The organism is Aeromonas sp. s9 (assembly GCF_040907765.1).
Lineage (GTDB): Bacteria > Pseudomonadota > Gammaproteobacteria > Enterobacterales > Aeromonadaceae > Aeromonas > Aeromonas caviae.
In genome coordinates, this window is the sequence record NZ_JBFOCK010000096.1 from 20,296 (window position 1) to 44,815 (window position 24,520).

Annotated in this window: 14 protein-coding genes; 3 read left to right on the plus strand and 11 right to left on the minus strand. The window is 65.6% G+C overall.

Translation table 11 applies throughout. The features are described from left to right. Window positions 1–135: 135 nt before the first annotated feature. From amoH to AB5Y54_RS18640, 7 genes are read right to left on the minus strand one after another with little or no spacing between them, the layout of a single operon-like run. Window positions 136–1,680, minus strand: coding sequence for an amonabactin biosynthesis glycine adenylation protein AmoH (gene amoH / locus AB5Y54_RS18610; RefSeq protein WP_119197728.1), 1,545 nt, complete (start codon window positions 1,678–1,680; stop codon window positions 136–138). Beyond that, the gene (amoG, locus tag AB5Y54_RS18615; RefSeq protein ID WP_148091065.1) at window positions 1,677–7,943 is read right to left on the minus strand and encodes an amonabactin biosynthesis non-ribosomal peptide synthetase AmoG; all 6,267 of its coding nucleotides are present in this window, start codon (window positions 7,941–7,943) and stop codon (window positions 1,677–1,679) included. Before amoG ends, amoH begins: the two co-directional genes overlap by 4 nt. Window positions 7,944–7,957: 14 nt before the next feature. Further along, entirely contained in the window at window positions 7,958–8,707 is a 750-nt protein-coding gene (gene amoA, locus AB5Y54_RS18620; protein ID WP_119197835.1) for an amonabactin biosynthesis protein AmoA, read from the minus strand. Between the two features lie 29 nt (window positions 8,708–8,736). After that, window positions 8,737–11,826, minus strand: coding sequence for an amonabactin biosynthesis non-ribosomal peptide synthetase AmoF (gene amoF, locus AB5Y54_RS18625; protein ID WP_368154167.1), 3,090 nt, complete (start codon window positions 11,824–11,826; stop codon window positions 8,737–8,739). Continuing rightward, a complete protein-coding gene (gene amoB / locus AB5Y54_RS18630) occupies window positions 11,823–12,731 on the minus strand; it encodes an amonabactin biosynthesis bifunctional protein AmoB (protein WP_368154168.1) in 909 nt (302 codons plus the stop codon). The genes amoF and amoB overlap by 4 nt, the downstream gene beginning before the upstream one ends. Before the next feature lie 17 nt (window positions 12,732–12,748). Then, a complete protein-coding gene (locus tag AB5Y54_RS18635; RefSeq protein ID WP_201972604.1) occupies window positions 12,749–14,419 on the minus strand; it encodes a (2,3-dihydroxybenzoyl)adenylate synthase in 1,671 nt (556 codons plus the stop codon). Then, complete coding sequence (locus tag AB5Y54_RS18640; RefSeq protein WP_119197730.1) at window positions 14,416–15,609, minus strand: isochorismate synthase MenF; 1,194 nt, start codon at window positions 15,607–15,609, stop codon at window positions 14,416–14,418. Before AB5Y54_RS18640 ends, AB5Y54_RS18635 begins: the two co-directional genes overlap by 4 nt. A gap of 320 nt (window positions 15,610–15,929) precedes the next feature. Here AB5Y54_RS18640 and AB5Y54_RS18645 point away from each other — a divergent pair, with 320 nt between their 5' ends. Next, window positions 15,930–16,481 carry a lipoprotein gene (locus AB5Y54_RS18645; protein ID WP_039038906.1) on the plus strand — a complete coding sequence of 184 codons (552 nt, stop codon included), beginning with the start codon at window positions 15,930–15,932 and terminating at the stop codon, window positions 16,479–16,481. A gap of 146 nt (window positions 16,482–16,627) precedes the next feature. Further along, window positions 16,628–18,628, plus strand: coding sequence for a hypothetical protein (locus AB5Y54_RS18650; RefSeq protein ID WP_119197731.1), 2,001 nt, complete (start codon window positions 16,628–16,630; stop codon window positions 18,626–18,628). A gap of 58 nt (window positions 18,629–18,686) precedes the next feature. Here AB5Y54_RS18650 and glgC read toward each other — a convergent pair whose 3' ends face one another. Beyond that, window positions 18,687–19,961 carry a glucose-1-phosphate adenylyltransferase gene (glgC, locus tag AB5Y54_RS18655; protein ID WP_119197732.1) on the minus strand — a complete coding sequence of 425 codons (1,275 nt, stop codon included), beginning with the start codon at window positions 19,959–19,961 and terminating at the stop codon, window positions 18,687–18,689. Window positions 19,962–20,149: 188 nt separating this feature from the next. Here glgC and AB5Y54_RS18660 point away from each other — a divergent pair, with 188 nt between their 5' ends. Beyond that, window positions 20,150–21,787 carry an EAL domain-containing protein gene (locus AB5Y54_RS18660; RefSeq protein WP_103254841.1) on the plus strand — a complete coding sequence of 546 codons (1,638 nt, stop codon included), beginning with the start codon at window positions 20,150–20,152 and terminating at the stop codon, window positions 21,785–21,787. Here AB5Y54_RS18660 and AB5Y54_RS18665 read toward each other — a convergent pair. The 3 genes from AB5Y54_RS18665 to AB5Y54_RS18675 all read right to left on the minus strand — a co-directional run bounded on the left by AB5Y54_RS18665 (window position 21,750) and on the right by AB5Y54_RS18675 (window position 24,505). Continuing rightward, a complete protein-coding gene (locus tag AB5Y54_RS18665) occupies window positions 21,750–22,244 on the minus strand; it encodes a hypothetical protein (protein ID WP_010674428.1) in 495 nt (164 codons plus the stop codon). The two genes, AB5Y54_RS18660 and AB5Y54_RS18665, sit on opposite strands and share 38 nt — an antisense overlap. A 146-nt stretch (window positions 22,245–22,390) precedes the next feature. Further along, window positions 22,391–22,753 (minus strand): DUF2750 domain-containing protein, encoded by a 363-nt coding sequence (locus tag AB5Y54_RS18670; protein WP_010674427.1) that lies wholly within the window; start codon window positions 22,751–22,753, stop codon window positions 22,391–22,393. 123 nt (window positions 22,754–22,876) lie between these two features. Beyond that, window positions 22,877–24,505, minus strand: a complete 1,629-nt coding sequence (locus AB5Y54_RS18675; RefSeq protein WP_039038910.1) for a methyl-accepting chemotaxis protein — start codon at window positions 24,503–24,505, stop codon at window positions 22,877–22,879. Window positions 24,506–24,520 lie beyond the last annotated feature (15 nt).

Sequence of the window (24,520 nt, forward strand, 5' to 3'; positions counted from 1 at the left end):
CCGGCAAGGCCGCCTACTCGGGCAATGGCAGCGCCTTTCTGTCCAGTTTGCCGCTGCCAGTCTTGGGCAGGGCATCCAGCAAGAGGATCCGTGCCAGCACCCTGTTGTTGAGGCATCGAGCCTGCAAGCACTTTGTCACACCGGTAATGGCAGCGCCTTTCTGTCGAGCTTGCCACTGCCGGTCTTGGGCAGGGCATCCAGCAGGATGAGCCGCGCCGGCACCATGTAGTGAGGCAGCGTCGCCTGCAGCCCCTTGCGCAGGGCGAGGCGATTGAGAGTCACCCCGCTTTTCGCCTCCACGTAGCCCACCAGCATGGCCTCGTCCCCCTCACCCACCAGACGCACCGCCGCTTCCTGCACCCCGGCCTGGCGGCGCAGCCCCGCCTCCACCTCCCCGAGCTCGATGCGAAAGCCCCGCAGCTTGATCTGATCGTCGCGCCGTCCCAGATAGAGGAAGCGGTCCGCCCCAAGGAGGCGCACCCGATCGCCGGTGCGATAGAGGCGATGGGTGGCAAGGCGCAGGAAGGCGGCGCTGGTCAAGGCCGGCTTGCGCCAGTACCCCTCGCACAGGGCCGGGCTCTCGATGCAGAGCTCGCCACACTCTCCCTCTGCCACCGGCTGCCCCGCCTCGTCCAGCACCCAGTGCCGATAGCCGGGCAGGCTGTGGCTGATGGTGATCTGGCCATCAGTCGGTGGCCAGCGCACCTCGCTCACCAGGGACCAGACGGTGGCCTCGGTCGGCCCGTAGCAGTTCCACAGTCGCCGGGTGCGGGCACAGAGCTGCTCGGCCAACCCTGAGTCCAGCGCCTCGCCGCCGCACAGGGCGGTGAGGGTATTGCGCCCCTGCCAACCGGCCTTGAGCAGCATGCGCCAGCAGGCCGGGGTGGCCTGCAGCCAGTTGATGGAGGAGTCGGCCTCGAGCAGGGCCAGCATCCCCAGGGGATCCTTGTTGTGCTCACCGCCAGCCACCGTCAGCCGGCCACCGCCCCAGAGCGGCCCCAGCATCTCCAGCAGGGAGATGTCAAAGGCCGGAGTGGTGATGAAGAGCCAGTGGCAGCCATGTGAGAGCCCGAGCCGCTCGCGGATCCCATCGAGGAAGCAGAGCAGGGCCCGCCGGCTGATGACCACCCCCTTGGGCTCGCCGGTGGAGCCCGAGGTGAACATCATGTAGGCGGCCAGGGCGTCATCCACCTGGGGCCAGGAAACATGCCCTGCCGCTGCCGGCCCATCGAGGGTACGCAGCGGACAGCCGAAAGCGGGCACCGATCGATCTCCATCGCAGATCACCGCCGACAGGCGCGCCTGGCGGGCGATCCCCTGCAGCCGCTCCACCGGAAAATCCGGCTCAAGGGGCACGAAGGTGAGACCGAGCCGCAGGCAGGCCAGCAGGCTGGCCACCAGATCCGGGCTGCGGGGGAGATAGAGGCCGACCCGCTCCCCCACCGCCAGACCCTGCAATCGGGCGGCAATCTCGCCGACCCTGGCATTGAGCGCGCCGTAGCTGAGCCACTGCTCATCTGATCCGCCCTCACCGATACCCTCCCCGCCCATACGGATGGCGGGGGCCAGCGGGCTGGCGGCCAGACAGGCCGCCAGCCGCGCGCCCAGGTTGGCCGCCCCCTCACGGGGGGCGGGCCGGGTTTGCACGAGTTGAGCCTTATGCTTGATGGTCACCGTCATAGCGCGGCCTCCGTTTGGCACACCAGCCAGTGCCGATAGAGCCGGCTGGGGGATGGATGGGCCTTGAGGGTCTGCAGGGTGAGCGGCGCCCGCTCCTGGCCAAACGCCTCGTTGAGGGCCGCCAGCAGGGCGAGCTGCTGCACCGAATCCACCCCGAGTTCACACAGGGTCTGCTGCCAGATGCCGGGCACGCCGCACAGACGCTCCCACAGGGCCACCAGCACGCGGGCCTCGGCCGGCGGCTGAGCCAGGCTGGGCTCCGCCCTGGTGGCGACCACCAGCGGCATCACCGGGGACTGTACCGCCGCCACGCTGGCCGGCTGGCCCAGATCCGCCTGCGCCAGCCAGCCGAGCTCGGCCAGCCAGTCAGCCAGCACCGCTTCGGCCCGGGCCTCGGGGATCTGCTCGCCGTCGAACTCGAGGCGCAGCTGGAGCGTCTCACCCCGGCTGCTGACCACCAAGGAGAGAGGAAGCTCCACCTTCTCCACCACGGTGCCAAAGCGCGGCACCAGCTGGTGAGGTTCGGGAGCGACAGGGGCCGACGGCATGGGGTAGTTTTCAAACACGAACAGACTCTGGAACAGACGCGACCGGCCTTTGGTCAGTGCCGCCAGCGACTGGGTGCCGTGCTCATTGAGCGCCATCAGGTCGGTCTGCAACCGGGCGATATGCTCGGCCAGGGTCAGCTCGGTGTGCCACGCCAGGGCCAACGGCAGGCTGTTGATGTAGAGCCCGACGCTCGCAGTGATCCCCTCGATGGGGTAATCCCGGCCCGGGGTCACGTTGCCCACCAGGGTGACGGCATCGCCAGAGCGGCGTGCCAGCAGACGGTGCCAGGCATATTGGGCCAACAGGCCCGCGGTCACGCCAAGGTCGCGGGCACGATGGGCGAGCAAGGTCGCCACCTCGGTCGGCAGCACCGTGGCGCACACCGCCGGTCGCTGCTGGGTATGGCGCCCGCTTGCGCCAGCGTCCAGCGTCACCCCGAACAGGCAGGCGAGATCGTTAGGCTTTGTTAGCAGCTCCTCCCGCCCCTGCCAGTAGGTCTCGGCGCTGCGGGCTTGGCTGGCGATATGGCGGCCAAACTCGAGCCAGGCGGTATCCGGCTCGCCCTGCGGCAGCAGGCCGTTCATCAGCGCCTGATAGGCGCGATGCAAGGACCCCAGCAACACGGGGCCGCTCCAGCCATCCAGCACGCCGTGATGGGCGCTGAAGACAACCTTGTGGTGATCGGGGGCCAATTTGAAGCAGGCAAGCCGCAGCAGGGGCGCCTGCTCGAGCAGGATCGGGCGGGCCAGATCCTGCTCGCGATAGGCCTGGACCCGAGCCTCTGCATTTCCCACATCAGACAAGTCCTCATAGTGGAATGGCAACTCGGCGTGCTTGAGGATGCGCTGCAGCGCGACCCCGTCAGCCAGTACCAGCTCGCTGCGAAGGGCCGGCCAGCGAGCGATCTGTCCCTGCCAGGCCTGACGATAGACCGCCACGTCCAGCTGCTGGTGATAGTCCATCTCGGTCTGCAGGTGATAGGCGTGATCCCGGGGCAGCAGCGCCCTGTGATGGAACATGCTCTGCTGAAGCGAGGTCATGGGCAGCAGGGTCTCCACCTCGCGCCCGGCCAGCACCCGATCGAGCGCGGCTTGCGAGAGGCCAAGCCCCGGGAAGTCGCTCGGGGTATGGCGCGGAACCTTCAGGTTGCAGCAGTGCTCCACCAGCGCCGTCAGGTTGTCCGCCAGCCTTGCCATCAGGGCGTCGCTCGCCTGCTGGTTGAGGGCGCCCACCTGGCGCAGGGTGAGGCGGCCATCAAACACGCCACCGTGCAAGCTGACCAGCTCCCGCGGCAGATTGTCAGGGGACGTGGGGGCCCCCGGTGCCAGCGGCAGAGGCTGCCAAGGCTGAGCGGCCTCGCCCTGATGGCTGACCCCCAGGTAGTTGAAGACGATCAGGGCTTCGGGCAGTGCCCAGCCACGGGTGTGGTGCAGTCGCAGGGCGTTGAAGCCCACCCCCTTGTCCGGCACGGCGCGCAGCTGCTCCTTGGTGGCGCACACCAGCGCATCCCACGCTCCGGTATCCGCCAGCGCCAGCGGGTAGGTGCTGGTGAACCAGCCGAGGGTACGGCTCACGTCCAGTTCCGCATCGATGGCCTCACGGCCATGCCCTTCCAGCATCACGCAGTGACGGCTGCCGTAACCCTGCTCGCTCAGGGTACGGGCCAGGGCTGCCAGCAGCAGGTCGGGCACACGGGTGAAGTAGGCCTGGTTGGCGGTGTCGATGAGACGAGCCGTGGTCTCCTGACTCAGTTGCAGCAGGCTGGCTGCGGCGCGGCCATCGGCGGCGCGCGCTGCTTCCAGCAGGTGACCCTGGCTGCCTTCCCCCTGCGCCAGCCAGAAGCCAAGCTGATCCTCTTCCCGTTTGGCATAGGCCGCGAGCCCCTCGCCCCACTGGCGATAGCTGCTGCCCTTGGCGGGCAACGGCTCGCCCCTGCTCACCCGAGCCAGATCTTCGGCCAGAATGCGCCAGGAGACCGCATCGATCACCAGGTGATGGAAGGCAAGGAAGAGCCCCTCTACCGTCTCGCGCTCGCCCTCAAGCTCACCCTCCAGAGAGAGATTGCGCAGGCGGGCCCAGGCCAGGGTGTGGCCGCTGGCAGGGTCGAGCTCTCCCTGCAGCTCGGTCAGGCGGGCCTGCAGTTCGGCCTCGTCGAGATTGGCGGCATCCAGGGTCGGCAGCGGCGGTAATGGCAGTTCGGCCAGGTAGCGCTGGCCGGTCGGGGTCACCGCCAGACGCAGGGCATCGTGGTACTGGCGCAGGGCATTCAGCCAGCCGCGCAGGGCCTCATCGTCCACCCCGGCCGGCAGGCGCAGGATCACCCCCTGGTTCCAGTGACCGGGCCTGGCAAAGCCCTGCTCGAAGAACCAGTGCTGAATGGGGTGGAGCGGAAACTCGCCGGTCAGGCTGCCCTGCTCGCTCCTGTGGCTGACCGCCTGCTGCTGGCCGAGCTGGCGGCAGAGGCGGCGTACCGTCTTGGCTTCGAACACGTCCTTCACGCTGCAGTGCAATCCCGCATCCCGCAACCGGGTGGTGAGCTGAATGCTGAGGATGGAGTCACCGCCTAAGCGGAAGAAGTCATCCTCCACCCCGAGCGGCTGCTTGAGCACCCCTTGCCAGATGGCGAGCACGGTCTGCTCCAGTTCGTTTTGCGGCTCGCCCTTGCTCTGCTGCCAGACGATGGCGGGCAGGCGGCGTAAGTCCAGCTTGCCGTTGGGGGTGAGGGGCATCTCGGGCAGCCAGCAGAGGCGCGCCGGCACCATGTATTCGGGCAGGCACTCGCCGGCCCGCTGCAGCAAGGCATCGCCATCGGGCTCGCTCGAGCCGGCCTGCAGACAGGCATACGCCAGCAGGCGTCCCTCCTGCACCACCACCTTGATCTGACGAATGGCCGGGCACAATTCGGCAAGCCGGGTCTCTATCTCACCCGGTTCGATACGATAGCCGCGCAGCTTGATCTGCTCGTCTATCCGGCCCAGATACTGGATGTTGCCGTCGCGGCGCAGCAGGGCCCGATCGCCGGTGCGATAGAGGCGATGGGTACGTTCCGCCAGCGCCAGCTCGATAAAGGCCTCCTGGGTACGCTCCGGCAGATTGAGGTAGCCGCGGGCCAGCCCCAGCCCTGCCAGGCAGAGCTCGCCGGGCACTCCCACCGGGCAGGGGTTGCCCGCCTCGTCCAGGATCAGCGCCTTCAGGTGGTTGACCGGTCGACCGATTGTGATGGGCGCCCGCGGGGTGAGCCGCGCGCAGAGCGCGGTGACGGTGCACTCGGTCGGGCCGTACATGTTGTAAAGCGCCACCCGTTCCCCCCAGCGCTCCACCAGGCTGCTCGGGCACGCCTCGCCGCCAAAACCGATGGCCTTGAGGGAACCGAGATCCGTCGGTGGCAGCAGGTTCGCGAGCAAGGCGGTCGGCAAAATCATATGGCTGGCACCCCGAGCGATCGCGGCACTGATCACCCCCTCGCCCGGCTCGCCAAAGTGCAGGGCCGCGCCGCAGTAGAGCGGCAGTAAGCTGGTCATGTTACCGGCATCAAACGAGAGGGACATGCAGTTGAACATGGCGCCACCCTTCCCAAGGGCGATGCGCTCGCCGTGATCCGCCATCAGGTTGACCAGGCTGCCCTGCTCCACCATGACCCCCTTGGGCAGGCCGGTGCTGCCGGAGGTGTAGATGATCTGGGCCAGCATGGCGGCGTCCCGGGGTAGTGCGGGCGTGCTGGCTGGCATCTTGTCCAGCGCCAGCCCGTGCAGATCGTGATATTCGGCAGTCGTGCCCGCCAGCGCCTCGCCAAGCCGCGGGTCCGGCACGCCCCCCAATACCAGGCTGATGGCTGCATCGCCAAGGATATGGGCCAGCCGCTCGGCGGGATAGGCAGGATCGAGGGGCACGTAGGCCGCCCCCGCCTTCCAGCAGGCGAGCAGGGCGATGACGAAGGCGACATCGCGTCTGGCCTGGATGCCGATGGCGGCGCCCGGGGTAATGCCGCAGAATTGCAGCCAGTGGGCCAGCCGGTTGGCACGCACCTCCAGCTCGCCATAGGTCAACGATTGCTCGCCGTCGCTCACCGCCAACGCGTCCGACAACTGAATAGCGCGCCGCTCGATATGGCAGAGCAGGGTGTCGCGGCTCGGATAGTCTTGCGGCAGGTCGGCAAGCTCTGCGGCCATCGCGGCCTGGTCGGTGCCCGCCTCCAGCGGCAGTTGCCAGATGTCGGTCTCGGGGGCCGCCACCACGGCGCGCATCAGGTGCAGCAGGCGATCGGCGTAGGCATGGATGGTCTCTCGTTCGAACAGGGCGGTGGCAAACAGCCAGTCCACCCTGACGGAGTCCATCAGCTCGGTCACCTTGACCGAGATGTCGGTCTTGGCCGGCAGCACAGGTGAGGTCTCCTCCACCAGCTGGCAGCCGGGGATGAGATCGTTGAAGTCCACCTTGGCCTGATAGACCAGCATGATCTGGAAGATGGGGTTGATGGCGGTGGTGCGATCGGCGCCGATGGCCTCGGCCAGCGCCTCGAAACGGTAGAGCTGGTGATCGAAGGCCGCCAGATCCTCCTCCCGGCACTGCTGCAGATAGTCGACAAAACTGGGCTTGCCGCTGAGTTGAGTGCGCAGCACCAGGGTATTGACGAAAAAGCCCACCAGCGACTCGATCTCGTGACGCTCGCGATAGGCAAGCGGGGTGCCGATCACCACCTCCTTCTCGCCGCTCTGGCGCACCATCAGCAATGCAAACAGGGCGTGCAGACCGATGAAGTTGGAGGTGCTGTGGCGCTGACACAGGCGCTTGAAGCTCTCCCACAGCGCGTTGTCGATGGTGGAGAAGACCAGCTCGCCGCCGCTGTCCTGATGGGCCGGGCGCGGCTTGTCGAGCGGTAGACCGTGCACCTCGGGGCTGCCACCGAGCCGGTCGACCCAGAACGGCTTGAACTCGGCGTGATAATCGAGAAAACGCGGTGAGTTGAACCAGCGGGCATAGTCGATGTAGGTGAGCGGCAGCTCGCTCACCTGCAGGGGCTCGCGGTTCTGATGGGCAAGAAAGGCGCGCTTGAGATCCGCGAACATGTTCTTGACCGACCAGCCGTCGGAGATGATGTGATGCTGGGTGATCAGCAGCACGTGCTCGCGGCTGCCCAGCCGAATAAGGTGCACTCGGCTCAGATCCCCCCGGGTCAGGGAGAAGGGGCGGCCTATCTCTTCGCGCACCCTGCGAGCCACATAGGCTTCGCGCTCGGCAGCGGGCTCTGCGCTCACGTCCTCAATCTGCAGCTTGAAGGGCGTGTGGGGCAGGATCTCCTGCGCCCCCCTACCCGCCTCGTCCTTGATGAAGCAGGTGCGCATGCTGGGGTGGCGGGCAAACAGGTGGTCGAAGGCAAACTCCAGTGCCGCCGTGTCCAGCTCTCCCTTGACGCGAAAATAGACCGGCATGTTGTAGAGGTGGGAGGCCTCCTCGTACTGCTCGATAAACCAGAGTCCGCTCTGGGACGACGAGAGCGGCCCCTGCAAGGCCCCCTCTGAGGCGATAGGGGCCTCAAAGGCGGCGCGGGCCGCGAGGCAGCGCACCAGCTCATCCTTGTGGGCCTTGATGGTGGCGCCGATGGCCGGCGTCACCGCCTCCTTGCTCGACTGGGAGATAAGCTGGCCCTTGTCGTTCAGCGCCAGCTTCACCCCCTGCCGTTCCAGCTGTTTCAACAGCAAAATCATATTGTTCATCTGTTTCTCAAGCCTCAGGCACTCAGGGTGGCGCCGCCGTCGACGACCAGATCCTGCAGCGTGATGTGGCTGGCCAGATCCGAGGCCAGGAAGAGGACGGTATGGGCGATCTCCGCCGGGGTGGCGACCTTGCGCAGGGGAATGCCGAGCTTGAACTGCTCCGGCAGTCCGGCAATGGTGCGGGCCATGGCCTCCTCGCTTGGCAGCATGCCGCGCAGCATGGGGGTATCCGTCGAGCCCGGCGACACCAGGTTGGCGCGCACGCCGAAGGGGGCCAGCTCCAGCCCCACCGTCTGGGTCAGGCTGGTGACCGCCGCCTTGGAGGCGCAATAGGCTGCCATCTGCATGCGCGGCACATGGGCGGCGTTGGAGCCGATGGTGACGATGGCGCCGCGCCGCTGCCCCTTGAAGTGGGGCACCATGGCCCGCAGCAGATAGAAGACGCCGCTGGCGTTGACCGTCATGCAGTCATGCCAGTCGTCATCGCTTAAGGTTTCGGTGGAGCCGAGGCGCAGCACCCCGGCCCCGTTCACCAGCACATCCAGCCCGCCGTCCGCCAGCAGCGCTGCGCAGCAGGCGTTGACCGCCTGCGAGTCGCCAATATCGAGCAGCCGGGTGGCATAGGGGTAGTCGGCTTCGGGAAACGCCAGATCCAGCCCCACCACGGATGCGCCGGCCGCCACGAACTGCGTCGCCACCTCGCGGCCGATACCGCGTCCGGCGCCGGTCACCCAGACCCGCTTGCCAGTGAAATCAAACGCCATTTTTTGCAGATCCTTCGTTATCTTGCTCATCACCACACCATCTCCACGCTCTCTTCATCCTCGGCAAGCAGGCCGTCGAGGAAACGGCAGAAATCATCCAGGCGAGGGTGATCAAACACGTCGGAGACCTTGACCTGCACCCCGAACTCGGCGCCGAGCCGGTTGACGATCTGGATGGTCTGCAGGGACTGGCCCCCCAGTTCGAAAAAGTTGTCGGCAGGCGACATGGTGGCGAGCCCCAGGATCTGCTGCCAGATGGCGCCGACCCGGTTCTCGGTCTCGCTGCCCAGGGTCAGGGCTTCGCCGCCCGCTTGGTAGGCGGCCAGCAGGGCCTTGCGATCCAGCTTGTTGGAGCCGGTGCGGGGCAGCTGGTCATAGTGGCGATAGTCGGTGGGGATCATGGCGGCAGGCAGCACCCTGGCGAGCTGCGCCTTGATGACCCGGCTGTCGCGCTCCGACCCCGCCACGAAGGCCACCAGCCGGCGCACGCTGCCGATGCTCACCCCCTGCACGCACGCCTCATCCACCCCCGGCAAAGCCAGCAGCTGGGCCTCCACCTCGCCGGGCTGGATGCGATAGCCGCTTATCTTGAATTCGTTGTCGCGCCGACCGCGGTAGACCAGCCGGCCGGCCACCAGGCGTACCCGATCGCCGGTGCGATAGACGGGCAGATCCTCCTCACCGATCCGCAGGGTATCGAAGCTCCCTTGCACGCCCCCCACATAGCCGTTGGCCAGCTGCGGGCCGAGCAACACCAGCTCTCCTTCCTCGGCAGGTTGCTCCCCCGCCCCCAGAATGAGCGCCTGCATGCCGGGCAACGGCAGGCCGATGGGCAACTGGGCCTGGCTCGGATCTTCCTGTTGCAGCTCCTGGGTGGTCACCACCACGGTCGTTTCGGTGGGGCCATAGGTGTTGAAGAGGCGCACATCGGAGCGGCCCTGGCGCTGCCACTGGGCCAGCTGCTCGGGGTAGACCGCCTCGCCGCCGATGATGACGGTGGTAAGCCCGGCAGGAATGTGGGCCTGACCCGCCGTCAGCGCCACCACCCACTCGTTCCAGAACGCGGTGGGCAGATCGAGGTGGGTGATCCCCATCTGCTCCACCCCGGTCGCAAAGGCGGGCATGGATTCGAGCAGAGCGTCGGTGCGCAGCACCAGGGTGGCACCGGCGCTCAAGGTGGCGAACACCTCCTCGATGCTGGCGTCGAAGTTGAAGGGGGCGAATTGCAACATCCGCGCCTCTTCATCCAGGTGGTAGCGGCAGCGGGCGGCGGCGGCGAAGTGATCCAGCGCGCCGTGGCTCACCGCCACCCCCTTGGGCAGGCCGGTCGAGCCCGAGGTGAACATCAGGTAGGCGACGGCGCGGCCGGCGGCCGGCTGGTTCAAGCGGTTATCGCTCACCAGATCCCCCGCCAGGAGCGTGCGCCCCTCAAACAGGCTGGCCAGCTTGTGGCGGTACTCGGCCTGGGTGATCAGGGTCTTGACCTCCCCCAGCCGCAGAATATGGCCCTGGCGCTCCAGCGGCTGCTCAGGGTCGAGGGGCACATAGACGGCGCCCGCCAGCAGCACCGCCAGCTGGGCGAAGATGGCCTGGGGAGTGCGGGCCAGCATGACCCCCACCTTGTCGCCGGGGGCGACGCCTACGGCCTGCAGGGCGGCCGCCATCTGTTCGCAGCGGGCCAGCAGCGCCTCGTAGCTGAAGCGGGCCTCTCCCTGCTCCAGCGCTACCTTCTCCGGGGTCTGGGCGGCGAAGTGGCAGAGCGCCTCCAGCACCGGCCGCACCTGGAGAGCTTCATGGGCGGGGCCGGCGATCAGGGCGCTGGCCCGCTGCTCGGCCAGCCAGTCGGCCTTGAGCGTCCCCAGTGTCTGGGCGGGCTCGGCCAGCCAACGTCCCAGCAGGGCAAACAGGGTATCGGCGATGACCGCCAGATCGGCCTGCTGGTAGCAGCCGGGGTTGGCGTCCAGATCCAGGCGTGGCTGGCCATCGACGCCGACCTGCACCTCGATGGTGAGATCCTCCACCGGGCCGGCGCTGATGTTGAGAATATGGGCAGATAACGGCCCGAAGCGGCGAGCGTGATCGAACGGCATGATGTTGACCAGCGGGCCGAACAGCCGCTTGTCGCCCCCCACCAGGCCAAGGTCGCGGCGCAGCAGCTCGTAGCGGTAGTGCTGGTGCTTGCGCACCCCGCGCTTGGCCTTGGCCACGGCGCCGGCAGCCCCCGCCAGATCCAGTTCTTCACCCAGAGTCAGCGCCAGCGGGGTAATGTTCATCTGCATGCAGGGCACGGTCAGCGACGCCGAGCCGATGCGGTTCATCATCATCAGGCCGAACAGGGTCTTATTCTGGCCGCTCGACAGCGACAACTGAGCAGAGAGGCCGGCCAGCAGCAGATCGGGCCAGCCCAGCTTGTGCTCGTCGGCAAAGCCGGTCAGGGATTGCCAGAGCGCCGCCGGCAGCGGACGGCTCTCGCGGCTAAATTCGGCGGCAATCGGTGCGCGGGTCTCGCCAAAGGACTTCACCTCGGGCCAGCCTTGCAACTGCTCCTGCCAGAAGGCGCGGGCGGCGTCGTTCTTGCCGCTCTGCTCGCGGCTCGCCTCTTCTGCCAGCACTTCAGCCAACGAGCCGAAGGGAGATGGGGAGTTCATCTCACCGGCCAGCCCCTCTGCATACAGTTCGGCGATGCGCTGGAACAGCAAGGTGGTGCCAAAGCCGTCGAGGGCGATGTGGTGCACGCAGCTGTAGAGATAATCGCGGCCGGGGCCGCGCAGCAGGGCGAAACGGCAGGGTGCCTCTTGGGTCAGCTCGAACGGGCGGCGCAGATCGGCCCAGGCCCAGGCGCGGGCCAGCGTCTCGTCATCGTGCTCGAGGGAGATTTCTTCATAGGCCAGGGGCAGCTCATGCGAGACGAAGCAGACCGCCTCGCCGTCCTGCTCGAAGTGGCCCTTGAGCGCCTCGCACTCCCCTACCACCTTGGCAAGGGCCGCGGCCAGCACGGCCGCCTCCACCTTGCCGTCGAAGGCGATGCACTCGGCGGTGTTGAACATCGCCTTGTCGTCGTTGAGCAGATGTCCGGACCAGAGCCCCTGCTGAGGTATGGTCAAGGGGAAGCGGTTCATGGGGTCACCTCCAGCGCCTGGGCTGCCAGCCTGGCCTCGATCAGGCGCCACCAGCCGTTGAGGGTCGGCAACTTGGCGAGATCCACGAAGCCGAGCTCGACCCCGGCGGCGCGCCACTCGGTGAGCAGGGCCATGATCCGCACAGAATCCAGACCGTAGTCGATGAGGTTCTCATCGGGGTCAAACTCATCTTCGTCCTCGTCGATATGACTCAGCAGCCGCGCCTTGAGCCCCTCATACGTCAGCAACGGATTGCTCTGGACGGCAGAAGCGGCAACCGGCGCAAGGGCCAGCACCTCCTCGCAGCGGATCACCTTGCCGCAGCGGGTTGCCACATAGTCGAGCGCCATCTGGTGGTCGGCCAGGGAGAAGTCCGCCACCCCGTCCGCCAGGAAGAAGGGCTGGATGTCGCGCATGAAGGCGTCGCAGGCGGTCATCATGCAGCCAATATGGCCGTAGATGCCGCCGATGATCAGCTGATCCCGCCCCAGCGCTTTGAGCATCTGCTCCAGCTCGGAGCGCTGGAAGGCGCTGTAACGCCACTTGACCAGCACAGTATCGTCCCGCTCTGGGCGCAGGGCTGCCACCACCTGCTGCTGCTCGGGCCGCTTGTTGAGACCCGGGCCCCACATGTCGTTGAGCAGGGCGCGATCTTCAGGGGATTGATCCTTGGGCTGGGCGGTGTAGAAGACCGGGATGCCGAGGGCCTTGCACTGCTTGCGCACGGCGGCCAGCTGCTCGGTGAGCGCCGCGATCAGCGGGCTGTTTTCGCCATAGAAGGCGGTGAAGTACTCCTGCATGTCGTGGATCAGCAGGGCGGCGCGTTTGGGCTCCAGGGTCCAGTCGACCTTGTTGGCCTTCCATTGGCTGGGCATGGCGCAATTGTTCAGGGTTGGGATAGCCATAACGTCATGATTCCTTACTAGTTTTTATGCTGTAGAGGCTGGTTGGCGGCGATGGCGTGCGCAATGCGCGCCCGCAGCCCCTGCTTGTCAATCTTGCCCACCGCCGTCATGGGCAGGGCGTCCAGAGTTTCGAAACGGTCGGGCAGCTTGAAGTCCGCCACCCCGCGCTCGCGCAGAAACTTGCGCAAGGCCAGCGGCTTCAAGGCGGGATCCGTGCTGACGATAAAGGCGCAGCTCTTCTCCCCCATGGCGCTGTCAGGCATGGAGACCAGGGCCGCATGGGTAATGGCCGGATGGTGCAGCAGCTGGTTTTCCACCTCTTCCGCCGCGATCTTCTCGCCGCCCCGGTTGATCTGATCCTTCTGCCGCCCCACCACGGTGAGGTAACCATCGGCATCCTGTACCACCAGATCGCCGGAGCAGTAGAAACCCTCGGCATCGAACACCCGGGCGTTGTGGGCCGGGCTCTGGTAGTAGCCGCGGAAGGTATAGGGGCCGCGGGTGTGCAGGGCGCCAGGCTCGCCGGGGGCAACCGGATTGCCCGCCTCATCGAGGATGCGCACCTCGTCGTCCGGGCTCATGGGGCGGCCCTGGGTGTGAATGACCTTCTCGTCGGGATCAGAGAGCCGGGTGTAGTTGACCAGCCCTTCCGCCATACCGAACACCTGCTGCAGCCGGCAGCCGAGCAGCGGCCCAATCTTGCTGGCCATCGCCTCCCCCAGCTTGGCGCCGCCCACTTGCAGCAAGTCGAGGCTCTCGAGCTGAGTGCGCGCTGTGGGATCCGCTTCCGCTGCCTGCAGCCAGAGCGAGACCGCCGGCGGCACCAGCGAGGTGAGATTGACCCGGTGGCGGGCGATCAGCGGGAAGCAGCTGATGGGGCTGGGATCGGGTGCGAGCACCACGGTGCCACCCACCTCGAACACCCCGAGGGCGCCAGGGGAGCTCAGGGGGAAGTTGTGGGGCGCCGGCAGGGCGCACAGATAGCGGGTATGGGGGCCGAGGCCGCAAATTTCGTTGCTGCGGCGCACGCTGTACAGGTAGTCATCGTGGGTGCGGGGGATGAGCTTGGGGGTGCCGGTGCTGCCACCGGAGAGCTGGAAGAAGGCCACCTCGTTCGCCGGGGTCGGGGCAAAGGAGACGGACGGGGAGCCCCCCTCATCCCCCTCGCCGAACCAACGGGTCAGCCCCAGCGCCCCTGCGTCACCATCCAGCAGCACCAACTCGGCGCCGATGCTTGCCAGCAGCTCGCTCTCGCGCCCCTTGCTCGCAAACAGTGGATGGGTCAGCGAGCCGATAAAGAGGCTCGGTGTGATCTGCTCGGCATAAGAGAGGAGTTCCAGCCGGTTGTGGCTAAAGAGCGCGTTGACCGGCGCAATACCGGCCTTGAGCAGGGCGAAGAACACCAGATAAAACTCGGCCACATTGGGGAGCTGCACCAGTGCGGTGTCCCCCACCCCCAGGCCGTGGCGGGCCAGATTGGCGGCCAGCCGGCTCGAGGCGGCGTCCAGCTCACGATAACCGAAGCGCCGCTCGCCGCAGAGGATGGCCTCGGCGTCGGGGGCCAGCTCGCACTGACGCGCCAGCATGGCGGTCAGCGGCTCGCCGCGCCAATAGCCCTTGGCGCGGTACAGCTGGGCCAACTCTTCGGGCCAGCGGGTATAGGGCAGGAAGCGGTTGGTATCGCTCATTGCGCCACCTCCAAATCCAGGCCCAGGGCTTTGAGCATGGTACCCAGCTTGGTGCCGGTCTCGGCCCACTCCATGGCGGGATCCGAGCCCGCGACGATACCGGCGCCAGCAAACAGCTCCACCTGATGGCCATCGAGCACGCCGCAGCGGATCACCACGGCCCACTCGCCGTTGCCCTGGCTGTCGCACCAACCGACGATGCCGCTGAACAGGGCGCGCCGGAAGGGCTCCTGCTCGCGGATGAACTGGCGGGCCAGATCAGTGGGATAGCCGCACAGGGCCGGGGTGGGATGCAGCTGGCAGGCAAGTGACAGTACCGATGCCTCGCCGCCATTGAGCCGCCCGGCGATGGGGGTGCCCAGATGCCAGAGGGTATCCGTGCTCATCAGCGAGGGATGAGCGGGGATCGCCAGCTCGCGGCAGTGGGGGGTCAGCACCCGGCGGATCTCGTCGATCACCAACTTGTGTTCATGCTGATCCTTGCGAGAAGCCAGCAGATCCCGGGCCACCATTTCGTCTTGCGCCGGCTCGCTCACCCGTCTGGCGGAGCCCGCCAGCGGGTGGGTGAACACCTCTCCCCCGCTGACCCGCAGCAGCAGCTCGGGGCTTGCGCCCAGCAGGCGGCGACCCTGGCCGAGCGGTAGAGAGAAGTGGAAGGCGTGGGGATTCTGGGCCATCAAACGGGCCATCACCTGCTTAGGGTCGGCAGGCTGGTGCAGGGTAAGGGTGAGTTTGCGCGACAGCACCACCTTGGCGAGCCGACCTTGTGCAAACGCATCCAGCGCCGCGCTGACCGAGGCCTGGAATTCGCTGGCCGGCGGGGTGCTCTGCACCGAGATGACCCGGTTGGCCTCGGGGGCTTGCTCTACCATCGCCTCTGTCATCGGAGCCTGTTCCGCCAGCGTGGTTCGCTCGCCCCACTTATAGCGGCCGGGCACATAGAGGCAGGAAGCCTCTGCCGGGTCGAACGCAAAAGCACCTATCAGCAGAGGGTTGGTCTGGCCGGCAGCCCTGGCGGCATCGAGGGCCAGGGTTATCTGCTGTGCCAGCAGGGGCCACTCGCAGGCGGGGGTGGTGATGGGTTGCCCCAGGTCAGTGGCACTGATCGTGCCCTGACCCGAGGTAAACAAGAAATCAGGCGACATCTTCGCCTCGGCAGGTGTGCCATTGTCCATTACTCGAGTCTTCACGTAACACCCTCAAAGAAGATTCAAAATGATAATGATTATCAATTTGACTTTGTGCGGCGGTAAAATACTCGCTTTGAAATCGCGGGGTCAATGGGATTTTGCATCGTTAAAACAGGAGCTTGTCTGTGGGTACTTCAGAGATGACGCCAGGGCGGGCCTGCTGGCGGTGAAGGGAAACAGCTACTCGAATGAAAACGGATTGCCATCCCCATATGGGGGATGCGACAGAAACCGGTCATAGAGGCCCCACTGGCGGCCAACCCGCTTTGCCTCTAAGATGGCGCCACCTCTTGTGACAGCCCCGAAAATGGAACCCTCCCATGTTGAAACACCTGCTTCTGCTTCCCTTCGCCCTGCTGCTGGCGGCCTGCTCGCTGACCCAGTACAGTGTCAGCGAAGGGGAGATCAACCAGTACCTCAAGGAGCGAGTCGCCTTCGAGAAACAGCTGGGGATCCCCGGCATCATGTCGAGCAAGATCCGACTCGATGACATGCAAAGCCGCATCGGCCGCAGCCAGGCCGACAAGGTCGAGCTGGATGCCGCCGGCGAGCTGCAGGTGGCGAGCCCCCTTGGCAGCCAGCAGATGAAGATCCGCCTCTCCCTGCGGGCACGCCCGGACTATGTGGCCGAGCAGGGCGCCATCTATCTGCGGGATCTCGAGCTGCTCTCCGTCAAGACCGAGCCGGCGGACGTGGGCACCGCCCTCTCCCCGCTCTTGCCCACCTTCAACCAGTCCCTCTCCCTGTTCCTCTCCCAGACCCCCGTCTACCGGCTCGATGGCAGCCGCCAGAACGAGGCGCGGATCAAGGAGAAGGTCGAAGCCCTCAAGGTGGAGCCGGGCCGACTGGTCATCCCCTTCAAACTGATGTGACACCTGCCGCCGCGCCTCTCCTCTTCACCCCACCGGGGCGCGGTTTTTTTCTTCTCAAGCCCCGCCCTTTGCCCCATAATGCACACCATTCTCATTTAGATTCATGAGAAGCGTCATAATAAAATCAACAATATGGTGAGAAGGACATGAGAAAAACCGTACTGGTGCAGGCGATCGCCTGCGCACTCCTCAGCAGCGCCGCACAGGCTGCCGTCAAGGTGGAGGACAAGACGTTCAACACCGCCGCCAACATGCTGGCCTACACCGAATTTGAACTCTCCGGCGAGCCGCTGGCCGAAGCCCTGGGGCTGGATCTGGATGTGCTGGACGCCAACCGCGCCGACGAGCCGACCCCGTTCGACTTCGCCGCAGGCATCGAATCCTATGAATACTCCGAAGAGGCAATGTACGCCCTCAACTACCAGTCCGGCATGGGCCCCCATCTGGTCAACGGGCCGCAAAACCAGGCCCGTGGCGGCACCCTGGCCGACCTGGGCAAACGGGTACTGGCCATGGCCGAGGCCGTCGGCTTCCCCGCCGATGAAATTCCCCAGGGCATGTATCCCCTCTCCCTGCCCTACGCCTCCGCCAACCCAGAGTTCACCCAGGTCGTGAACGCCACCCCGGTCAACGGTGACCAGATCACCATCAAGACCGCCAAGGGCAACGAGAAGAGCGTCAAGACCCAGGTCCCCGCCTACTTCCGCGACTACGCCACCCTGCGCTGGAGCGGCAGTGACAACCTGCTGGTCCCGGCCGCCGTGGGCGGCATCCTGCTCAAGGAAGTGATGTGGTCCCAGGACTTCCTGGGCGGCATGCACGTAGCCGAGACCGATGAAGAGGTGGAAGCCGCGTCCGCCACCATGGATCAGGACGGCAAGCACAAGCTGGGGGTTTCTGCCGCCGACGGCTTCAACGGCATGATGCTGACCGAGCAGTCCATCGACAAGCTCGCCATCCTGCAGGGTCAGCTCGGCTTTGACGGCAAGACCCTGGGCGCCAAAATCACCCCGCAGTACGATCCGGCCAAGGGGGTTGTCTACTTCCCTCATCAGGTGAAGGTGACCGAGACCAGCAAGAACGACGCCGGTGCCATCGGCAAGCTGGAGGTCGTGGACGGCTCCGCCCAGTTGCGCGACGCCTGGATGCTGCTGTGGCCCCTCTCCGAGTTCTACGCCTTCAGCGATCAGCGCACGGCCAACACCAATCAGAACCCGGCCTTCCACGCCGTGTATGACGGTGCCCCGTTTGCCGCCGCTCCGGCTGCCAACCAGACCAACGATCTGGGCAAGGCGGTGGCGGGCAGTGATGCCTTCTCCCTGGCCCTGAACCTCTCCAACCTCACCTTCAAGAACCTGCTGGCCCTGCACTTCGAGCCCAAGGCCGGCACCCTGGTAGACAGCTGGCAGGCTGGCAAACAGGCCGGGCACGTCACCACCTTCGACGCCGCCTACGCCCTGGTCGCCCTGCAGATCTTCCAGCGCGCCCAGGATGCGCTGCCTGTGGGTTACGCCGCCGGTGACAATGGCGAGCTGAACCTCAAGACCCCACAGGGTGAGCAGGCGATCGCACTGGTCCGCAAGCAGGCCGATTTCATCCTCGCCAACCTCAAGGGCAAGAACGGCCTGGTTCATGACGGTCTGACCCTGGGCGGCAAGCTTGACGCCGGTCAGTCCATCGACGCCCAGTTCGCCGCCATCCGCGGCTTGACCGCCGCCTTCCTGGCCACCTCGGATGCCAAGTACCGCACCGCGGCGCGCGAGCTCTTCATCGCCGCCGACAAGGCCTACTTCAATGCCAAGGCCGGAACCTGGCTCGCCGGCAAGCAGGGTGAATACACCCCCTGGACCCAGGCCGCCATCTCCGGCGCCCTGCGCTCTGCCATGCTGAACCTGCGCAACGAAGGGGCCGAGAAGGCACCCGAGCTGGAGCTGGCCCAGCTGACCCAGCGCTACGTGAGCTGGTTCCGCGGCACCGTCAACGGCGGCATGCAGATGGCCGAGTGGATCGGCGACTCCGGCGAGAACGTCATCGAGGGTGCCGGCAGCGACACCGACGAAGATGGTGTCCCGCAAGTGATCGCCGCCGGTGGCAAGCATGGCACCGCCATGGTGATGGCCGGCAAGGCCCTGGTCAGCGAGAAATAAATCGACCACCAATAGAAAGGGAGCCCAGGGCTCCCTTTTTTTGTCTGTGTCGACGAAGTTAGCCGAGCTTGGCCAGCATCGGCTTGGTCACCAGCACGATGCCCTGCTCGGAGCGGTAGAAGCGGCGTGCATCCTCGTCCGCATTCTCCCCCACCACCAGGCCGTCTGGCAGCTTGCACCCCTTGTCCACCACCACCCGGCGCAAGCGGCAACCAGCCCCGATCTCGACCCCGGGGAAGATCACCGCCTGATCCAGGGTACAGAAGGAGTGCACCCGCACGTTGGTGAACAGCACCGAGTTGAGCACGAAGGAGCCGCTCACGATGGAGCCCCCCGCGAACATGGAGTTGATGGTCATGCCGTGCTGGCCGTTTCTGTCCTGCACGAACTTGGCCGGGGGCGACATGTTCTGGCTGGTCCAGATGGGCCAGTTCTCGTCATAGATGTCGAGCTCGGGCACCACGGAGGCAAGGTCCATGTTCGCCTCCCAGAACGAATCCAGGGTCCCCACGTCGCGCCAGTAGGGTTTTTGCCCCTCCTTGGCCCCGACACAGGACATGTTGAACGGGTGGGCAAAGGCCTTGCCCTCCCCCACGATGCGCGGGATCACGTCCATGCCGAAGTCGTGCTTGGACTCCTGGTTGTGGATGTCCTCTTCCAGCAACTGGTAGAGGTACTCCGCCTCGAAGATGTAGATGCCCATGGAGGCCAGCGAGCGATCCTCACAGCCCGGCATGGCGGGCGGATTGGCCGGTTTCTCCACGAAGGCGCGGATCTTGCGTTGCTCGTCGATGTCCATCACGCCGAAGGCCGATGCCTCGCAGCGCGGTACCTCGATACAGGCCACCGTCACCTTGGCGCCGAGGCGCACGTGATCGAGCAGCATGGCGGCGTAGTCCATCTTGTAGATGTGATCCCCCGCCAGCACCACGATGTACTTGGGACCGTAGTCACGGATGATGTCGACGTTCTGGTAGATGGCGTCTGCGGTGCCGCGATACCAGTGCACCTCGTCCACCCGCTGCTGGGCGGGCAGCAAGTCGATGAACTCGTTCATCTGGTAACGCAGGAAAGACCAGCCCGATTGCAGGTGGCGCAACAGGCTGTGGGACTTGTACTGGGTCACCACACCCACCCGGCGGATGCCGGAGTTGATGCAGTTGGAGAGCACGAAGTCGATGATACGGAATTTGCCGCCAAAGTGGACGGCGGGCTTGGCGCGGTTATCGGTCAACTGCTTCAGGCGGCTGCCCCGTCCCCCTGCGAGCACCAAGGCCATACTCTGATTCAATAGTTGCCGTGCTTTGGCGGTGTCTATGGGTTCTAGCAACATATCTACCTCTGCTCTGTTGGGGCTGTTTTCAACCCATCTTCGCTTTTTTTACAGACCATGAAAGTGTTTTCACTCACATTTAGTTGCATTCCGCCGGCGCTTTATCGTGGAGTTGCGTGAGTACTCATGTTTTGCGCCAGCGACTTGGTTAGAATTTCTACATCATGAACATCATCAAGGATGAAACGATGTTGAATAAACATGAGGGAAACCTGCTGCTGGTCAGCGCACTGGTCTGCATTCCCATGCTGCTGTTGCAGGGAGTGCTGCTCGCCCCCCCCGCCTCACCGCTCACCCTGCTGCTGGTCCTGATGACCACCCTGACGGGATTCGCCCTGCTGCTCTTTCTCACCCACAGCGTGCGCCGTGGGGAAAAGGCGAGGCAGGAGCAACGCTGGCTGCTGGCGCTGCAGCAGCGGGATCCCGCCATGCTCGACAGCGTACAGGCACAAACGGCTCTGCGCCAGCTCCTTGCGTCCTTCAATGAGGCCGAGATCGATGCCCACCGCCAGATCACCGAATTGCACAATCAGGCGACCCGGGACGAGATGACGGGCCTTGGCAACCGCCACGCCTTCCGGCGCGATCTGACTGAGCTGCTGCAACAGGAAAACACCCAGACCGCCATCCTGGTGCTCATCCGCGCCACCGAGCTCGGGACCCTCAACGCCCAGCGCGGCTTCCAGTCCGGGGATGCCTACATCCGGGACATCGCCGCCCTCATCAGCCACACCGTCAGTCGCTTCCCGGGCCACCGGGTCTATCGCATCTCGGGGGCCGATTTTGCCGTCCTGCTGCCCCCCCTGGCCCAGATCCCGCCCCATCTGCTGGGACGGGATCTGAAGCTCGCCTTCGATCGCTATCAGCACGATCACGAGCTCGAGAGTGCCGCCTACTCGGGCATGACCCGCTTGAGCAGCGAGCAGAAGATAGAGGCCATTCTGGCCCGGGCGGATCTCGCGCTGGCCCGTGCCCAGACAGAGGTGGTCAATGGCTGGGCCATCCAGCAGAACGACGAGGTGGTCGAGGTGCAGGGTCAGCGTCACTGGACCCAGGTGCTGACCGATCTGCTGGAGCAGGAGAGCATCAGCTTCACCTGCCAGCCCATCCAGCCCCTGCATCGCGGCATGCTCGCCTACCACGAGATCTATCCCCGTTTCAGCAGCAGCGACGGCACCGTGCTGCCAAGCGATACCCTGCTCGCCATGGCGCAGCGGCTGGACATGGTACTGCGCCTGACCCAGATGGTGATCCGCCATGTCATCCGCCAATACCGCGCCTTCGGAGGCCACAACAGCCGATGGGGTCTCAATCTGCCGGGCTCCCTGCTGCAAAACAGCGCCTTTCTCATCTGGCTGGATCACCAGTTGCAAAAAGACCCCGACATCGGGGCCAATCTGGTGTTCGAGCTCGACGAGGAGCACCTGGAGCGCAACCTGACCGGGTCCAGGCGGCTGTTCGAGCTGCTCAGGCGCCACGGCAGCCGCTCGGCCATCTGCAACTTCGGCAAGGGGATCGGCTCCTTCAGCCTGTTTCGCGAGCTCAAACCCGACTACATCAAGCTGGACCCCGGTCTCATCACCGAGCTGGAGCAGGATCTCACCAACCAGCAGTTCGTGCGGATGATCGTCGACGTCTCTCATCGCATGGGCTGCCTGGTGATCGCGGAAGGGGTGGAACAGATAGGCCAGAAGCAGATGCTGCAGAGCATGTATGTGGACGGCTTGCAGGGCTACCTCATCGCCCGGCCCCAGGAACTGGGACCGGAGATCGGTCAGATGGGGATCTTCACGGAGACGGTTTCAGCTTCAACAGGGTCAGAATGATGTCGTTGAGCTGGCGATAACGCTCCAGCTCCTTCTGATCGTAACGGGTCGCCAGCATGGTCGGGTTGTGGCGATGCTTGAGGTAGCGGTTGATCTGCAGGCGGTTGAACCCGGCCACCTTGTAGATCTGGCCGAGCAGGGCATTGAGCTCGTCGTCCGCCAGCCCGGCCCGGGTCAGGTAATCGGGTTGGGACGGGCTCTCCTGGCGGGCCGTGACCTTCTCCAGCTGGCCACGCTCCTGCAAATAGGTGAGCCACTGCTCCACGTAGAGCGGCTTGCAGCCCCCCAGCAGATTGAAGTACCCCACGGCATCGCAGCGGCACCCGCTCAGCAGCACCAGGGCCAGCTCGTCGCTGTCACACTGAAAGCTCACCGGGCCGCTCTGGCTCCAGTCCAGCGCCTGCACCTGGATCCTCCCCTGCGCCCCCGCCTTCGTGGTCACGTCAAAGACAAACATGGCACCTCCCGATCGGCAAAGGGTTGATGATGACCCATCCCCGGAACGGGTGCAAAGGCAAATCGCCTTTCATGGCCCATGGCGGCCATAAAAAAACCGGCCCCCCGAAGGGGGCCGGTTCATCACAATCCGGCAGGACGGCAGACTCAGGCGTCCAGTTCCACCAGCGCCTTGGCCAGCTCGATGGGCTCGAGCTCCTGACCTTCCAGATCGGCGTTCCAGTTCGGGCCGACCAGCACATCGTCCTCGTCCAGATCGTTGATCCAGATGTCCAGGAACTCTTCGAGCTCGATCACTTCCGGCTCGTAATCCGCCCACTCGTCCACGCAGTGCAGGCGGGCATCCCCTTCGGCGGACCAGAGCGGCATCACGTCCGCATCTTCGAACTCGGCGGAGCGGCACACCACCCAGTCTTCACCGTAGCGCAGACCCCACACCTGACCCGACTCGCGGACTTCTTCGATGAACAGCTGGAAATTGGCGTCAAGATTGTCAGTTAGTTTGCTCATGGGGTCTCTCTCTTGCAAAGCAATGGCAGGCTGTCGGCCAGGGCTGGCCGAGAATGGGGCAGATGGTGTCCCAAAAGCCCCCCAGACTCAAGCCTTATCCCGAAAAAGCGGGGATAAAGGCCGTCAGATGCGATATTTCGCCACCAGGGCCCCCAGCTCGTCGCAGGCCAGCGCCAGTTGCCCGGATGCCTGCTCGGTCAGCCGGTTCTGGGCCAGGGCATCCGCCGCCAGCTGGGTGATGGCCACCAGCCGCTGGTTGATCTCCTCCGCCGCCCGGCTCTGCTCCGCCGCCGCCGTGGCAATCTGCCCATTCATGGCAGTAATGGTGTGGACGGATCCATCGATGGCATTGATGGCGACATCCGCATCGCCGGCCCTGTCCGCCGTCGCGCGAGAGAGCTGCTGCAACTGGCTGATGCCGCTGACCACCTTGCCGGCCCCCTCCTGCAGCCGCTGGATCATCTGCCGGATCTCGTCGGTGGAGCTGTGGGTGCGGGTCGCCAGGGTACGCACCTCGTCGGCGACCACCGCAAAGCCGCGCCCCTGCTCCCCGGCCCGTGCCGCTTCAATGGCGGCGTTGAGGGCCAGCAGGTTGGTCTGCTCCGCCACCCCGCGAATGACGTCGAGCACGGAGCCAATCTGCTGAGTCTCTTGCTCGAGGCGGCTCACCGCCTGTACCGTCTCCACCATCTCGTCCGCCAGCTGGCTGATGGACTCCCGGGTCTGGACCACCACCTCGCGGCCATGCTGGGCCAGATTGAGGGCCGAGTCCGCCGCGTCGGCGGCCTGGGCCGCGTGCTGGCCCACTTCGCGGCTGCTCACCGTCATCTGCTCCATGGCGCTGGCCACCCGCAGGGTATCCTGCTCCTGGCCGGTGACGATGGCGCCGGTACGCTCCACCACCTCGGCAAGCTGGTGGGCATGCACCCGGTTCTGATCCGCTATCTGCTGGCTGCGGGCCACCAGCTGCGCCATCTGGCTGGCGAAGAGGTTGAAGTTGATGCTGAGCTGGCTCAGCTCGTCACGCCCCGATTCCGGCAGACGTACCCGCAGATCCCCCTCCCCCCTGGCGATGTTGCCAAGGGCCGAGACCGAGCGGGAGAGGGGCACGACGATGCTGCGCACAATGAGGCCAACCACGGCAAACAGCAGGAGGGCCAGCACCAGCCCGATCCCCAGCAGGGTGTGCAGCACCTCCCGGTACTGGGCCTCGACGTCGTCCACATAGACGCCGGTGCCGATGATCCAGTCCCAGGGGGCGAAGCGCTTGATGTAGGAGATCTTGCGTACCGGTTCGTCCACCCCCGGCTTGGGCCAGTAGTAGGCCACCTCCCCCGCGCCCTGGGCCCGGGCCAGATCGGCGAAGGCGACGAACAGCCTGAGCCCCTGCTTGTCCTCCACCCCGGAGAGATCCTTGCCGTCCAGCTCGGGTTTCATGGGGTGCATCACCATGGTGGGGTGGCTGTCGTTGATCCAGAAGTAGTCATCGTTGCCGTAACGCAACCCCTTGATCAGCGCCAGCGCCTCGGCCTTGGCGCTCGCCTCGTCCAGCTCCCCCTTGCGCACCCTGGCTTCCAGCCCCGCCACCAGGCTGTAGGCGGTCTCCACCTGGGCCTGGGTCTGGCGGCTCTTCTCTCCCATCAGCCCCTGCTGATAGATCTGCAGGCAGAAGAACAGCAGCAGTCCCAGCAGCGCCAGCACCATCAGGGTCACCAGCGACAGACGCCGACCGATACTCCATTGTCTCAACATACCCTCGCCCCGCAG

Bases quoted from the DNA above. Each gene is read 5' to 3' on its own strand.
- amoH (WP_119197728.1), bottom strand. From the start codon at position 1,680: ATGACGGTGACCATCAAGCATAAGGCTCAACTCGTGCAAACCCGGCCC.
- amoG (WP_148091065.1), bottom strand. From the start codon at position 7,943: ATGAACAATATGATTTTGCTGTTGAAACAGCTGGAACGGCAGGGGGTG.
- amoA (WP_119197835.1), bottom strand. From the start codon at position 8,707: ATGGCGTTTGATTTCACTGGCAAGCGGGTCTGGGTGACCGGCGCCGGA.
- amoF (WP_368154167.1), bottom strand. From the start codon at position 11,826: ATGAACCGCTTCCCCTTGACCATACCTCAGCAGGGGCTCTGGTCCGGA.
- amoB (WP_368154168.1), bottom strand. From the start codon at position 12,731: ATGGCTATCCCAACCCTGAACAATTGCGCCATGCCCAGCCAATGGAAG.
- AB5Y54_RS18635 (WP_201972604.1), bottom strand. From the start codon at position 14,419: ATGAGCGATACCAACCGCTTCCTGCCCTATACCCGCTGGCCCGAAGAG.
- AB5Y54_RS18645 (WP_039038906.1), top strand. From the start codon at position 15,930: ATGTTGAAACACCTGCTTCTGCTTCCCTTCGCCCTGCTGCTGGCGGCC.
- AB5Y54_RS18650 (WP_119197731.1), top strand. From the start codon at position 16,628: ATGAGAAAAACCGTACTGGTGCAGGCGATCGCCTGCGCACTCCTCAGC.
- glgC (WP_119197732.1), bottom strand. From the start codon at position 19,961: ATGTTGCTAGAACCCATAGACACCGCCAAAGCACGGCAACTATTGAAT.
- AB5Y54_RS18660 (WP_103254841.1), top strand. From the start codon at position 20,150: ATGTTGAATAAACATGAGGGAAACCTGCTGCTGGTCAGCGCACTGGTC.
- AB5Y54_RS18665 (WP_010674428.1), bottom strand. From the start codon at position 22,244: ATGTTTGTCTTTGACGTGACCACGAAGGCGGGGGCGCAGGGGAGGATC.
- AB5Y54_RS18670 (WP_010674427.1), bottom strand. From the start codon at position 22,753: ATGAGCAAACTAACTGACAATCTTGACGCCAATTTCCAGCTGTTCATC.
- AB5Y54_RS18675 (WP_039038910.1), bottom strand. From the start codon at position 24,505: ATGTTGAGACAATGGAGTATCGGTCGGCGTCTGTCGCTGGTGACCCTG.